This window comes from Geomonas agri (assembly GCF_020179605.1).
In the GTDB taxonomy this organism is placed as follows: domain Bacteria; phylum Desulfobacterota; class Desulfuromonadia; order Geobacterales; family Geobacteraceae; genus Geomonas; species Geomonas agri.
The window spans coordinates 1,075,049-1,088,623 of the sequence record NZ_JAINZO010000001.1 but is presented as its reverse complement, the minus strand read 5'-3'; the positions used below and the strand labels follow the sequence as shown (position 1 = coordinate 1,088,623).

The following is a 13,575-nucleotide window of genomic DNA, read 5'->3' as shown; positions in this document are numbered from 1 at the left end:
GTAGCGGGCACAGCGGCTCTCATTATTGCACAACCCGCTTTTTTTCTGCATATAAAAGATTCGCTATCTACAGGTCCTTGAGCGGCTCCTGCCAGGCGGCTTTCAGCTCGGAGTTAGCGGCGTTAACCACCACGTTGCCAGCAAGACCCTTCACCTTCAGGGTCGGCTCTGCGGTCACCGCGCCGACCTTGGCGAAGGCAGTGCCTGCCATGGCCTTCTCGAACTCGGCTGCTTTCTCGGCACGTACCGTCACCAGCAGGCGGGAGGCGGACTCGGAGAAGAGCAGCACGATGTCACTCTTGTCCGCCGCGACACCCTTGTATGCCACCTGGGCCAAGTCGAGCTCAATACCGAAGCCGCCGGCGAAGGCGGATTCAGCCGCAGCAACCGCGAGGCCGCCGTCGGAGAGGTCGTGGCAGGAAGCAACCAGCCCGGCCTTGAGCGCCGCACCGTAAGCGCGGTAGGTGGCGAGCGCCGCCTGCGCGTCTACTTTCGGTACGTTGTTGCCTACGAAGCCCTGCTGTGCCAGGTACTCGGAAGCGCCCAGCTCGTTGGCGGTGGCACCCAGGAGGTACACCTGGTCGCCGGCGTGCTTCACGTCCATGGTGACGGCGAGACGCGCGTCCTCCATCTTGCCGATGACCGAGAAGAGAAGGGTCGGCGGGATGGAGATCTTGGTGGTGCCGTCGTAGAAGTCGTTCTTCATCGAGTCCTTGCCGGAGATGAGCGGCATGGAGAAGACGGTGCAGTAGTCGTAGAGCGCCTTGTTGGCGCGCACCAGCTGGGCCATCTTGTACGGACCGTCCGGGGTCCTTTCGGACAGGACCGGGTCGCACCAGCAAAAGTTGTCAAGACCGGCGACGAGATCGAGCGAGCCGCCTACCGCGACGTAGTTCCTAAGACCTTCGTCGATGGCGTTGGCCGCCATGTCGTAGGCATCGATGTCGCTGTAGCGCGGGCAGATGCCGTGACCGACCACGACCCCTTCGAAGGAGTCCAGGATGGGACGAACCACCGCGGCATCGGACGGGCCGTCGTTGTCGACGCCGGTGAACGGCTTCACCACCGAACCGCCCTGGACCTCGTGGTCGTAGCGACGTACGACGCTCTCCTTGGAGCAGATATTGAGCGAGGAAAGGAGTGCCTTGACGTCGGTCGTGTAATCAGCGGCCGGAGCGAGTTTCGGCTCCTCGTGCACCGGCTGCTCCCAGCGCGCAGGGATCTGCATCGGCGGCAGGCCGGCGTGCATGAAGGACAGCGGCAGGTACGCCACGGTCTTGTCGCCGTAGAGCATGTGGAAGATGCCGGAATCGGTGAAGGTGCCGAGCACGGTCGCCTCCACGCCGTAGCGCTTGGCCATCTCCATGAACTCATCAATCTTCTCGGGCGGCACGGCGAGGCTCATCCTCTCCTGGGCCTCGGAGATCAGGATCTCCCAGGGAGCCAGTCCCGGGTACTTGAGCGGAGCCTTGGAGAGGTCGAGCTGGCAGCCGCCGCACTCCTCGGACATCTCGCCGATAGAGGAGGAAAGCCCCCCTGCCCCGTTGTCGGTGATGAAGCGGTACAGCGCCTTGTCGCGGGCGCGGATCAGGAAGTCGAACATCCGCTTCTGGGTGATCGGGTCGCCGATCTGCACCGCGGACACCGGCGAGTTCTCGTTCAGCTCCTCGGAAGAGAAGGTGGCGCCGTGGATGCCGTCCTTGCCGATGCGGCCGCCGGTCATGACGATGAGGTCGCCCGGAGTGATCTTCTTCTGGTGCGAGGGCTCACCCTTGATGGTGGCGGGCATGAGACCGGCGGTGCCGCAGAATACCAGCGGCTTGCCGGCGAAACGCTCGTCGAATACCAGCGAGCCGTTCACGGTCGGGATGCCGCTCTTGTTGCCGCCGTGCTCGACACCCTCGACCACGCCCTCGTAAATGCGGCGCGGGTGCAGCAGGCGTTTGGGGAGCTCCTTCTCGTAAAACGGATCGGCGAAGCAGAAGACGTCGGTGTTGAATATGAGCTTGGCGCCCTTCCCCGTGCCGAACGGGTCGCGGTTGACGCCGACGATGCCGGTCAGCGCCCCGCCGTAGGGATCAAGAGCCGACGGAGAGTTGTGGGTCTCCACCTTGAACACCAGGGACCAGTCGTCGTTGAACTTGATGACGCCTGCGTTGTCCTTGAAGACGGAGAGGCAGTAGTCCTTGTCGCCCTGTGCTGCGCGCACGTCAGCAGTGGTCTTCTGGATGTAGCTCTTGAACAGCGAGTTGATCTTTTCAGTCTTGCCGGTGCCGTCCTCGTAGGTGACGTCGGCGGAGAAGATCTTGTGCTTGCAGTGCTCGGACCAGGTCTGGGCCAGCGCTTCCAGTTCGACGTCGGTGGGAGCCGCGCCGAGGCCCAAGCTCTTGCGCTTCTCGACCACCTGCGGGTCACGGTAGTGCGCCTGGATAATCTTCATCTCGTCCAGGGTAAGTGCCAGCACGCCGTCGCGGCTGATGCGCATCAGTTCCTCGTCGGAAACCTCGAGGTTGATAATGTTGACCTCTACCTTGGCCTCGACCTGCACCTTAGGGACGAAGGGAGCGACGCCCCCTTGGGCCTTGAAGGTGGCCGCGTCGAGAATCTGATAGCGCTGGATCAGCGTGTTGCACAAAAGCCCGGTGGCAATCTTCTCGGCGTCCGCCTGGGCGAGCTTCCCGGAGATCAGATACTGCACGGAGGTGTACACCCCCTCCCCTGCGGCCAGCGGGCGGCCCAGCAAATAGCCGATCGCCTCGCCGGCGGTGCGGCCGACGTTGTCGGTGACGCCGGCACGGAAGCCGACCTCTACCAGGTAATCGAAACCTGCCGCGGCGGGCTTGTCGATCGAGTAGTTCTGGATGACCGGGTCGCTAAAGGGACCGGCAGCAACCTGGGTCAGTTCCTCGGCGGAGAGTGCCGCGTCGACGGTGTAGACGTCGATGGTACGCACATCGGCCACGTCAAGGTGGAGGAAGTGCGCGATCTCGCGCTTGATGCGCTCACCGCGCGGGTCGCGAACCTCGTCCTTAAGGGTGATCTCAATCCTGTGGGGCATTGTTGGTGTCCTTTTCATGGATAACCGTACGCGTCGGGTACGGGATGGTGATGCCGTTGTCCTGGAAGCACTGCAGCAGGGCGCTGTTGATCTGGTCGGTAGCCGAGACGGTGTGGGTGTAGTCGGCAACCCAGAAGAAGAGCGAGAGGTTCAGCGCGCTGTCGCCGAAGTTCATGAAGTAGGCGTCGGGCTTGGGCTCCTTGAGCACGTCGGGCGCCGAGAGCGCAGTCTGCACCATGAGGTTCTTGGCGCGCTCAACGTCGCATTCATAGCCGATGCCGATGTTGACCCGCCCCTTCACCCTGACGTCCGGGAAGGCCATGTTAACCAGGGTCGAGTTGCACAGCTCCGAGTTCGGGATGATCAGGAAGGTGTTGTCGGCCCCCTTGATCTTCGTGCTCCTGAGACCAATGTCGATGACGTCGCCCACCTGGGTACCCAGCTGGATGCGGTCCCCGATGCGGAAGGGACGGTCAATCATCAACGTGAAACCGGAGACCATGTTGGCCAGGGTGTCCTTGGCGGCGAGGCCGATGGCCAGAGAGCCAACGCCCAGTGCGGTGACCAGCGACAGGATGTCGTAGTTGAAGTGCTTGAGGGTGATGATGAGCGCGGTGACCACCAGGAAGATGGTGCACAGCTTCTCCACCAGCGGCATGATCTGGCGGCTCACCTCGGCCCCGGCCACCCGCGCCCCGTACGCCTTGAGGAGTTCGTCCAACACCCGGTAGGCGATGACGGTGAGGATGGTTATGTTCACCACGAACAGAAGCCCGGCCGCGGCGATGCCAACCTTGTCGTGCAGCGGCAGGCGCTTGATAGCCAGGTACAGGCCAGCGCAGTTGACCAGGAGCATGGCGGGACCGGAGACCCGCTCAAGGATCCTGTCGTCGAGGTCCGTCTCCGTGGCGGCGCACAGGCGGGTGCCGATCTTGGCAATCAGCACCTGCAAGAGCCTGGAGAGGAGGTAAAAGAAGGCGATGATAGCGACGGAAATCACCGCCTGCTTGGCCCAGAAGAGATAGAACGGATCCATCTCGTCCGGTGTCAGGTAGTAGAGGAGGCTATCCACCAAAGACCCTCGTGAAAATGGTGTCGACGTGCTTCATGTGGTAACCGAGGTCGAACGCTTCCTTGATTTCCTCGGCCGGGAGGAACGAGGTTACTTCCTCGTCGTTTAAGAGCTCGGTCTGGAAGTCCTTGCCCTCTTCCCACACCTTCATGGCGTTTCTCTGCACCAGGGCGTAGGCCTTCTCGCGGGAGGCGCCCGCCTCGGCCAGCTTCAGCAGCACGCGCTGGGAGAAGATCAGGCCGCGCATCTGGTTCAGGTTGCGCATCATGTTTTCAGGGTAAACCACCAGGTTTTCGATCAGGCCGATGGCGCGGTTAAGCATGAAGTCCAGGGTGACGGTTGCGTCCGGTCCGATGATGCGCTCAACGGAGGAGTGGGAGATGTCGCGCTCGTGCCAAAGGGGCACGTTCTCGATGGCGGACAGGGCGTAGCCGCGCATCAGGCGAGCCAGGCCGGTCAGGTTCTCGGAAAGGACCGGGTTCCTCTTGTGCGGCATGGCGGAAGAGCCCTTTTGCCCCTTGCTGAAGAATTCCTCGGCCTCGAGCACCTCGGTCCTCTGCAGGTGCCTGATCTCGACGGCGAACTTCTCTATCGAGGAGGCGATGATGGCCAGGGTGGTGAAGTATTCGGCGTGGCGGTCGCGCTGCAGCACCTGCGTGGAACAGGGAGCCGGCTTCAGGCCCGCTTTCTTGCAGACGTACTCCTCGACCTGCGGGTCGATGTTGGCGAAGGTACCGACGGCGCCGGAGATCTTGCCGTAGGAGATGGTCTCCAGGGCCGCTTCCATGCGCTTCAGGTTACGGGCCATTTCGTCGTACCAGAGTGCCATCTTGAGGCCAAAGGTGACCGGCTCGGCGTGGATGCCGTGCGAGCGACCCATCTGCGGGGTCATCTTGTGCTCGTAAGCGCGGGTCTTGATTACGGCCATGAGGCGCTTGATGTCGGAGATGATCAGCTCACCCGCTTCTTTCAAGAGCATGGCAAAAGAGGTGTCGAGGATGTCGGAGGAAGTAAGGCCCAGGTGAACGAAGCGGGAGTCGTCGCCGATGTAGTCGGCAACCGAGGTGAGGAACGCGATGACGTCGTGCTTGACGGTGCGCTCGATCTCGTCGATGCGTGCCACGTCGAAGCTCGCCTTGGCCCTGATGCGGGAAACCGCGTCTTTCGGGATGCGCCCCATCTCGGAGTGGGCCTCGCAGGCGTAGATCTCTATCTCGAGCCACTTGGCGTAGCGGTTTTCGGGCTCCCAGATGCGGGTCATTTCAGGACGGCTGTAACGTTCGATCACGAATTCTTCCCCCTTGCTGAATTATCTGATTTTTTTATGGCAAAAACAGGTGCATCCCCCTCCGCCAGGCGAAGGGGGGTGCGAGAATCACGCAGAGAATACGCCGCTCACCTGGTGCTGGCACCCCAGGAAGAGGTCAGGCCCGCACATGTTCTGGCGGCTCAAAAGCCCGCGCGCAGCGGCTAGTGCCAGCGCCGGGTCGTTGTTCACCTCGGAGAGATGGGAGAGAAAGACCCCCTGCAGGTCGCCGTGCAGAAGTTCCTCCAGAAGGTTCGCCCCCTCCGCATTGGAGAGGTGTCCGTGGCGGGAGCGGATGCGCTGCTTGAGGTGCCAGGGATAAGGTCCGTCCTGCAGCATCTGCTCGTCGTGGTTGAATTCCAGCACCAGCGCTCGGCACCCCTTCAGTTTTTCCTGGGTCAACCGGGTGGCGATGCCGAGATCGGTGGCAAAACCGATGCACCCCTCGCCGCTCTCGATCCGGAAACCGACCGGATCGCAGGCATCGTGCGTCACCGGGAAGGGATCGATGGAAATCCCCTTGAAGGTGAAGGATGCGCCCGCCTCGAACTCGATGCATTCAGTTTTGCCGATCACGTGGTGCGCCGCCTGCAGCATCCGGCTCGAACCGAGCACCGGGATCTTCAGGCGTCGGGCCAGCGTGCCGACGCTGCGAATATGGTCGGTGTGCTCGTGGGTAACCAGGATGCCGTCCAGCGTGGCGGCGTCGACGCCGATGGAGGCGAGCCGGTTGGTGGTCTCCCGACCGGAGAGGCCGGCATCGATCAGCAAACGGCAGGAATCGGTTTCCAGAAACAGGGAATTCCCCTTGCTGCCACTTGCCAAGAGGCTGAGCCTCATGCATCCCTCCAAACTAAGCGTGAATCACCCCGGCAACGGGGATTCATGAACGGCAGAAAAACCTTATTTTTATACAGGAATTGGCAGGTAGATTCAAGATGAAGTTGCTGAGATTTGATTAACGCAAAAGCCTGCTGTAGTCCGTGCTTCCCTCGTTCAGACCCGGAGAAACGGGGAGCAGGATATGGAAGGAGGAGCCGGGGAAACGGTCCGGATTGTAGCCGGTGGACTCGACCCAGATCTCGCCTCCGTGCATGTCGACGATCCCCTTGGCGATGGAGAGGCCGAGCCCTGCCCCCTTGGCCTTGAAGGCGACCTTACCGCTGGAATGCTCCTGGATGTTACCGACCTCGTAGAACTTGTCGAAGACGCGCAACTGGTCCTCGCGATCGATGCCGATACCGGTGTCGGTAACGGTGATCTCCAGGAACAGGTGGTGTTCCCGCCCAGGCGCGCTCTCGTCGCTGCCGGCCGGCCCGCGCAGCAGGTACTTGGCCGAGGTGCTGACCGTGATGCGCCCGCCGTCGGGGGTGAACTTGATGGCGTTGCCCAGGATATTGGAGAGAAGCTGCATGAGGCGCAGAGCGTCGCCGCGGATGGTGGGAAGCGACTCGTCCAGGTTCAGCACCACCTCCTGCTTCCTCATGGAGAAGAAGAAGCGCAACTCGTTCACGCTCGCCTCGATGAGGCGGTTCAGCTGAATATCCTCGACCTTGAGCTGCAGTCGCTTCTCGTCGATCATGGACACATCCACCATGTCCTTGATGATGTTGTCCAGGCGCGCCGCGGCGTTGGCGATGTTGACCACCATCTCCAGCACGGTATTGTCCACCTTGTCGGCGAGGTCGGTGGTGATCAGCTCGGAGTAGCCCATGATCACGGTGAGCGGGGTCTTCAGTTCGTGCGAGGCGAGCCCCAGGAAGGAGTCCTTCATCCGGTTCAGGCGGGCAAGGTCGGCGGAGCTCTTCTCCAGGTTGAGGATGATCTCGCGTTCGCGAGTAACATCGCGGAAGATCGCCTGCACCAGGGTCTCGGAGCCGCTCTTGATGCTGGAGGCGTGCAGCATGGCGACCATGGCGCCCCCTTCTTTGCGGGAGAGTTGCATCTCTTCGGCTATATGCGCCCCTTCGGCCGCCTCGCGGAAGATCCGGTGCACCTTGGGGATGTTGCTGATGTTCAACAGCAGGAGCATCTTGGTGAGCGGCAGCCCCACCAGTTCCTTGGCGTCGTAGCCGAAGAACTCCTCCGCCATCTTGTTGACCATGCGGATGCACTCGTCAGAGCCAATGACCACGATGGCGTCGCTGGCGTCCTCCATGAGCGACTTGTATAACTCTTCGGAGCGCTCGAGATCGGTGGATAGCTTCTCCAGCTTGCGGTAGGAGGCCTGCAACTCGTCGAAGGTGCGCTCCATGTCCTGGTAGTTCTTCTTGATTTCTGCGTCCCTGTTTTTCAGGAACTGGGACATGATGTTGACGTTGCGGGCCAGTTCGTTGAACTCGTAGACCTGAACCTCGCCGATGTGGGTGTCGAACGCCCCCTCGGAGATCTGCTTTACGCCCTTGAGCAGCATGGAGATGGGCTGCATCACGTATCTCTTCATGAAGAGCATAATCAGGGTGAAGGAGGTGACCAGGGAGATACCCAGCAGGAACAGGGTCTTCAGCACCATACCCTTCATCTTGTCGAAGACGACCTGGTCGCTGAAGCCGACGTGGGCCTGCGCCAGCGGCTTGCCGTACGGGCTCATCACCATGACGGCGTTGTCGTAATAGGAGTTGGTCGAGCCGCCCACTGTCATGGTGAGGCGGCGCTTATAGACCGGCTCTTCTCCAAGCCGCGCTTCCTCCTTCTGCGATTCCTGAATGGGCAGGGACAAGAAGCGGGGATCGCTGGCGAAGAGCACCTTGCCGTTGAGTTCGGTCACCACGCAGTAGGCGATGTCCGGGTTCCCCTCGATGATCTCGCGGCACTTATCCGACACACCGGTCATGTCCTTCAATTCCAGACCGAGGTTGATGACCTTCTCGATGTTGGATTTGAGAGCGACGGCAAGTCCCTTGGAACGCAGGCTGAGTGCGTTCACCTGGTCCTTGCGCAACGCCATTATGTCCATACCGGAACCAATGAAGATGGTGAGGAAGAGGATCAGGAAGGAAAACAGTAAGATGCGTTTTTCCAGTGTCATTTTCATCTATGGTCTATTTCCAGCAACGGCGTGGAGGAAAGAAATGCGCATCATGGGCCACGCCAGCATAATTTATACTTCAACTGAAAGTCAATTATTATGTGGATTTATTCACCCACAAAAGTTCCTGTTTCAATCATGCGAATCCCTGCTGATAGCATGTCGACTCACACCCATTGTCGGTATCGACCGTACCCGAAAAAGCTTGAATAAAATCTTGACGGGCACCGGTTCGGCTGTTAGTATCCCCAATTGTGAAGGAATACTTAATTAACAGGAGGGGGACATGGCTTTAAGAGTAGCTGTTAATGGATTCGGCCGTATAGGACGTTGTGTACTCAGAGCTGCTGCACAGTCGCAAGATTTCGAATTTGTTGCAATCAATGACCTCACTGATGCTAAAACGCTGGCGCACCTGTTAAAGTATGATTCGGTTCATGGGAAGTTTCCTGGTGAAGTTTCCGTAGACGGCGACCAGCTCATCGTTAACGGCAAAGCCATCAAAGTTCTGGCGGTGAGAAACCCGGCGGAGCTCCCCTGGAAAGACCTCAAGGTCGACATCGTGCTCGAGTCGACCGGCCTGTTCACCGCACGCGACAAGGCAGCTCAGCACCTGACCGCCGGTGCCAAGAAAGTCATCATCTCCGCACCCGCCACCGATCCGGACCTCACCGTGGTCCTCGGCGTCAACGACAAAGAGTACGACAAGAACAAGCACCACATCGTCTCCAACGCATCCTGCACCACCAACTGCCTGGCCCCGGTCGCCAAGGTGCTCCAGGACAGCTTCGGGATCGAAAAAGGCCTGGTCACCACCGTCCACTCCTACACCAACGACCAAAACATCCTGGACCTGCCGCACAAGGACCTGCGCCGCGCCCGCGCCGCCGCCCTCTCCATGATCCCGACCACCACCGGCGCAGCCAAGGCGGTATCCCTGGTGCTGCCGGCTCTCAAGGGGAAACTGGACGGCATGGCCATCCGCGTACCGACCCCGAACGTTTCCGTCGTTGACTTGGTGGCAACCCTTACCAAGCCGACCGACGCGCAGCAGGTCAATGCCGCGCTCAAGGCTGCCGCCGAGGGGCCGCTCAAGGGTATCCTCGGGTTCTGCGAAGAGCCGCTGGTTTCCTGTGACTTCAACGGCAACACCCTCTCCTCGATCGTCGATGCATCCTGCACCAAGGTCATCGACGGCAACATGGTAAAGGTCCTCTCCTGGTACGACAACGAGATGGGCTTCTCCAGCAGGGTTGTGGGGCTGATGAAAATCATGTTGTAAGAAGTTGCGAAATTGAATACACATTGCGGGGGGGGAGCTATTCTCCCCCCTCGTTTATTTTTTTGCGTCTAGGAGGAGTCATGTCAATTCGTTACATCGATGAGATCGAAAACCTTACCGGGAAGAAGCTGTTCATGCGTGTCGACTTCAACGTTCCTTTGGACGACAACCAGAACATCACCGAGGACACCAGGATCCGCGCCGTGCTGCCGACCTTGAACTACGCGCTCGACCAGAAGGCCAAGATCGTGCTTGCCTCGCACCTGGGCCGCCCCAAGGGTGAGCGCAAGGAGAAGTACTCCATGGCCCCCGCCGCCAAGCGCCTCTCAAGGCTGCTGGGCAAAGAGGTGAAACTTGCTTCTGATTGCATCGGTGATGACGTGCGCGCCATGATCAACGCCATGCAGCCGGGCGACGTGGTCATGCTGGAGAATGTGCGCTTCTACGCCGGCGAGGAGAAAAACGACGTCGACTTCGCCAAGGCGCTGGCCAACGACTGCGAGGTGTACGTGAACGACGCCTTCGCGGTCTCGCACCGCGCCCATGCCTCCGTCGAGGCGATCACCGACTTTTTCCCGGTGGTGGCTGCCGGCTTCCTGATGAAAAACGAGATGAACTACTTCGAGAAGGCGATGAAGAACCCGATCCGCCCGCTGGTCTCCATCCTGGGCGGCGCCAAGGTCTCCGGCAAGATCGAGGTTCTCGAGAACCTGTGCGACAAGGTGGATAAGATCATCATCGGCGGCGGCATGGCCTTCACCTTCTTGAAAGGGATGGGCTACAACGTCGGCAAGTCGCTGGTCGAGGACAACCTGATCGAGACCGCCATGAAGACCTACGAGAAAGCGCGCGCCATGGGCGTCAAGTTCTACCTCCCGGTAGACTGCGTGGTCGCCGACCAGTTCAACCCAGCCGCCGAGACCAAAGTTTGCCCGATCCAGGAAATCCCGGAGGGGTGGATGGCGCTCGACATCGGCCCCGCCACCGTGGCTCTCTTCACCGAAGCGCTGCAGAACGCGAAGACCATCGTCTGGAACGGCCCGATGGGCGTTTTCGAGATGGACGCCTTCTCGCGCGGCACCTTCGCCATGGTCTCCGCAGTGGCCAACTCCTACGCCCTGACCATCGTCGGCGGCGGCGATACCGACGTCGCGGTGCACCGTGCCGGCGAGTACGCGAAGATCAGCTACATCTCCACCGGCGGCGGCGCTTTCCTGGAACTCCTGGAAGGTAAGAAACTGCCGGGCATCAAGGTGCTGGAAGACAAGGGACACAAGTAGGCGACAGAGTCCGACTGGTCCGACCAGTCTGACCGGTCGGGCCGCCATCTGAGATTGCAGTCACTACCATTGTTGGAGGAACCAATGCGCAAGCCGGTCATAGCAGGCAACTGGAAACTATATAAGACAAAGGGTGAGGCACTGGCCCTGATCGAGGAACTGGCACCGCTGGTCGCCGGCGTGAACAGCGTCGAGGTAGTAGTCGCGCCGGTATTCACCGTGCTGCCGTCGCTGCCCGCGGCGCTCGCCGGCACCAACATCAGCCTCGCCGCCCAGGATGTCTTCTGGGAGGAGGAAGGCGCCTTCACCGGCGAGGTGTCGCCGCGCATGCTGCTCGACGCAGGTGCCAGCCACGTCATCATCGGCCATTCCGAGCGCAGGCAGTACTTCGGCGAAACCGACCAGACCGTCAACAAGAAGATCAAGGCGGCGCTCAAGGGTGCCCTGGTCCCCATCTTCTGCATCGGCGAAACGCTCGAGGCTCGTGAAGCCGGCGACACCTTCAAGGTGCTGGAGCGCCAGGTGCAGGGCGGCCTGGAAGGACTCAACGAGACTCAATTCGCACCGGTGATCATCGCCTACGAACCGGTCTGGGCCATCGGTACCGGCAAGGTCGCCACCGACGATCAGGCGCAGGAAGCACACGCCTTCGTGCGCGGCGTGGTCGCCAAGATGTTCGGCAAGACTGCAGCCGACAAGGTGAGGATACTGTATGGCGGTTCTGTCAAGCCGGAGAACGTCAAAGGGCTCATGTCCTGCGCTGACATAGACGGCGCCCTGGTCGGCGGCGCCAGTCTCAAGGGAGCCTCTTTCGCTTCCATCGTCCGTTTCGGCGAATAAAAACTTGGTTATTTTTCGCAAATATGCTAAACAGTCTCTTTGGCAGTCTCGTGAACAATCTCGGAGGTTAGGTTTTAAATGACTTATTTACTGGTAACCCTGCACGTCATAGTCTGTTTCGCTCTCATCGTTGTCGTCCTGCTTCAGTCAGGCAAAGGCGCCGAGATGGGTGCCTCATTCGGCGCCAGCGGCAGCCAGTCCGTGTTCGGCGCGGGCGGCGGCAACACCTTCATGAGCAAACTGACCACGTATGCAGCGGTCATCTTCATGCTGACCTCCCTCTCCCTGGCTTTCGTGTCGGGCAAAGGAGGCGGTTCCTCCATCATGTCCAAGGCACCCAAGGTCAAGCCGGCCCCGATGGGCGGCATGCCGTTGCAGCAACCGATCAAACCCGCAGCTCCCGGCAACGCTGCTGCACCCGCCGCTCCGGCTGCGCCCGCAGCTCCGGCCGCACCTGCAGCCCCCGCTGCTCCGGCAAAGTAGTTAATTAGAAATTTGCGGTTGACATCTCTGCCGCCAGATGATACAAACTGGATTCTTCTTGCCGAAGTGGTGGAATTGGTAGACACACCATCTTGAGGGGGTGGCGGGCGATAGCCTGTACGAGTTCGAGTCTCGTCTTCGGCACCAGCTAAACATCGAAAGCGTCCTGCTCCATGAGCCAGGACGCTTTTTTATTCCGGCTCTTGGGGAGGTGACATCCCCTCCCCCTTGAACTGTTAATGGCAGTAAAAAACTGTCATTCCGCTCTCTTAATTCTTGACTTCAGACTCAGCTGATGATACAAACTGAGTTCTTCTTGCCGAAGTGGTGGAATTGGTAGACACACCATCTTGAGGGGGTGGCGGGCGATAGCCTGTACGAGTTCGAGTCTCGTCTTCGGCACCACACAAACAGACAGCGTTCCAGCTTTAGAGCCGGGACGCTTTTTTGTTTCTGCTCCCCTTCCTGACAACCACTGTCATAGTCCAAGCATTTCGGTCACACCAGTCACACATCGATACATTCCCGCGTTTGATCTTTTGCCATCATCTATTACACACCACTCATTTTCCTTGTACACACCCTACTCACCTTCACCGCTGACATTGCGCAGACGAAGTGGTCCAGTTGACAACCTAATAACACCCCATATAATGTTTACACCAACGACTTTAATGATATTCAAGGGTACAGGAGGTGTGAATGAAAGACATGCAAGAAGCACTGAAACAGGCCATTCAAACCGAGAAGAACGCGATGAACTTCTACCAGATCGGCGCACAGCATATGAAGGATGCGGAAGCCAAGCGACTGTTCGAGCAGTTGGCTCGTGAAGAGAAGGAGCATGCTGCACAGTTCTTCAAGGCCTACCACGGCAACGACCTCGGTTCCTTCGAGGAGTTCATCACCGCCCCGCCGCAAAACGAGGCGCTTTGGATCACCTCGATCCAGAAGGCCATCGACTCCGACTTCACCGAGCAGAAGGCTCTGGAGTACGCGATGGACAAGGAGACCCACCTGGAGAACGCCCTGCGCGAGACGGCGGGCAGGATCAGCGACCCGGGCATCAAGGAAATCTTTCTGTGGAACGCCAACGAGACCCACAACCACTTCCTGACCATCGAGGCCGAGTACGCCAGGATCATGGCCATGGTCGACGAATCCGACATGGACACCTTCGTCAGGGAGTAGCGGCAGAACTGCAGATAACGGCACGACGAAAGGGG

Annotated in this window: 10 protein-coding genes and 2 tRNA genes; 7 read left to right on the top strand and 5 right to left on the bottom strand. The window is 59.8% G+C overall.

The features are described 5' to 3' along the window. Window positions 1-67: 67 nt before the first annotated feature. The 5 genes from purL to K7R21_RS04675 form a co-directional block, all read right to left on the bottom strand. Window positions 68-3,058: a phosphoribosylformylglycinamidine synthase subunit PurL gene (purL, locus tag K7R21_RS04695; protein ID WP_224982122.1), complete on the bottom strand. Its 2,991-nt coding sequence runs from the start codon at window positions 3,056-3,058 to the stop codon at window positions 68-70. Continuing rightward, window positions 3,042-4,130, bottom strand: a complete 1,089-nt coding sequence (locus tag K7R21_RS04690) for a mechanosensitive ion channel family protein (RefSeq protein ID WP_224982121.1) — start codon at window positions 4,128-4,130, stop codon at window positions 3,042-3,044. Before K7R21_RS04690 ends, purL begins: the two co-directional genes overlap by 17 nt. Continuing rightward, on the bottom strand, window positions 4,123-5,418 hold the full coding sequence (gene purB, locus K7R21_RS04685; RefSeq protein ID WP_224982120.1) for an adenylosuccinate lyase: 1,296 nt from the start codon (window positions 5,416-5,418) through the stop codon (window positions 4,123-4,125). Before purB ends, K7R21_RS04690 begins: the two co-directional genes overlap by 8 nt. An 87-nt stretch (window positions 5,419-5,505) precedes the next feature. After that, window positions 5,506-6,276, bottom strand: a complete 771-nt coding sequence (locus K7R21_RS04680; protein ID WP_224982119.1) for an MBL fold metallo-hydrolase — start codon at window positions 6,274-6,276, stop codon at window positions 5,506-5,508. Between the two features lie 118 nt (window positions 6,277-6,394). Further along, window positions 6,395-8,470: an ATP-binding protein gene (locus K7R21_RS04675; RefSeq protein WP_224982118.1), complete on the bottom strand. Its 2,076-nt coding sequence runs from the start codon at window positions 8,468-8,470 to the stop codon at window positions 6,395-6,397. 280 nt (window positions 8,471-8,750) lie between these two features. On the opposite strand from K7R21_RS04675, the gene gap reads away from it, so the two are divergent. The 7 genes from gap (at window position 8,751) to K7R21_RS04640 (ending at window position 13,540) form a co-directional block, all read left to right on the top strand. Then, on the top strand, window positions 8,751-9,746 hold the full coding sequence (gene gap / locus K7R21_RS04670; RefSeq protein ID WP_224982117.1) for a type I glyceraldehyde-3-phosphate dehydrogenase: 996 nt from the start codon (window positions 8,751-8,753) through the stop codon (window positions 9,744-9,746). A gap of 80 nt (window positions 9,747-9,826) precedes the next feature. Next, the gene (locus tag K7R21_RS04665; protein WP_224982116.1) at window positions 9,827-11,026 is read left to right on the top strand and encodes a phosphoglycerate kinase; all 1,200 of its coding nucleotides are present in this window, start codon (window positions 9,827-9,829) and stop codon (window positions 11,024-11,026) included. An 84-nt stretch (window positions 11,027-11,110) separates the two neighbouring features. Beyond that, the gene (gene tpiA, locus K7R21_RS04660; RefSeq protein WP_224982115.1) at window positions 11,111-11,866 is read left to right on the top strand and encodes a triose-phosphate isomerase; all 756 of its coding nucleotides are present in this window, start codon (window positions 11,111-11,113) and stop codon (window positions 11,864-11,866) included. Between the two features lie 78 nt (window positions 11,867-11,944). Beyond that, window positions 11,945-12,349, top strand: a complete 405-nt coding sequence (secG, locus tag K7R21_RS04655; protein ID WP_224982114.1) for a preprotein translocase subunit SecG — start codon at window positions 11,945-11,947, stop codon at window positions 12,347-12,349. Between the two features lie 60 nt (window positions 12,350-12,409). Next, window positions 12,410-12,496, top strand: a tRNA-Leu gene (locus K7R21_RS04650). Window positions 12,497-12,667: 171 nt separating this feature from the next. Then, window positions 12,668-12,754: transfer RNA gene (locus tag K7R21_RS04645), tRNA-Leu, on the top strand. Between the two features lie 297 nt (window positions 12,755-13,051). Beyond that, entirely contained in the window at window positions 13,052-13,540 is a 489-nt protein-coding gene (locus K7R21_RS04640; RefSeq protein ID WP_224982113.1) for a ferritin-like domain-containing protein, read from the top strand. The last annotated feature ends 35 nt before the right edge of the window (window positions 13,541-13,575 follow it).

What these genes read in the sequence shown, in the direction of transcription:
- K7R21_RS04665 (WP_224982116.1), top strand. Translation starts at nt 9,827, where the DNA reads ATGTCAATTCGTTACATCGATGAGATCGAAAACCTTACCGGGAAGAAG.
- K7R21_RS04675 (WP_224982118.1), bottom strand. Translation starts at nt 8,470, where the DNA reads ATGAAAATGACACTGGAAAAACGCATCTTACTGTTTTCCTTCCTGATC.
- gap (WP_224982117.1), top strand. Translation starts at nt 8,751, where the DNA reads ATGGCTTTAAGAGTAGCTGTTAATGGATTCGGCCGTATAGGACGTTGT.
- tpiA (WP_224982115.1), top strand. Translation starts at nt 11,111, where the DNA reads ATGCGCAAGCCGGTCATAGCAGGCAACTGGAAACTATATAAGACAAAG.
- purL (WP_224982122.1), bottom strand. Translation starts at nt 3,058, where the DNA reads ATGCCCCACAGGATTGAGATCACCCTTAAGGACGAGGTTCGCGACCCG.
- K7R21_RS04680 (WP_224982119.1), bottom strand. Translation starts at nt 6,276, where the DNA reads ATGAGGCTCAGCCTCTTGGCAAGTGGCAGCAAGGGGAATTCCCTGTTT.
- K7R21_RS04640 (WP_224982113.1), top strand. Translation starts at nt 13,052, where the DNA reads ATGAAAGACATGCAAGAAGCACTGAAACAGGCCATTCAAACCGAGAAG.
- secG (WP_224982114.1), top strand. Translation starts at nt 11,945, where the DNA reads ATGACTTATTTACTGGTAACCCTGCACGTCATAGTCTGTTTCGCTCTC.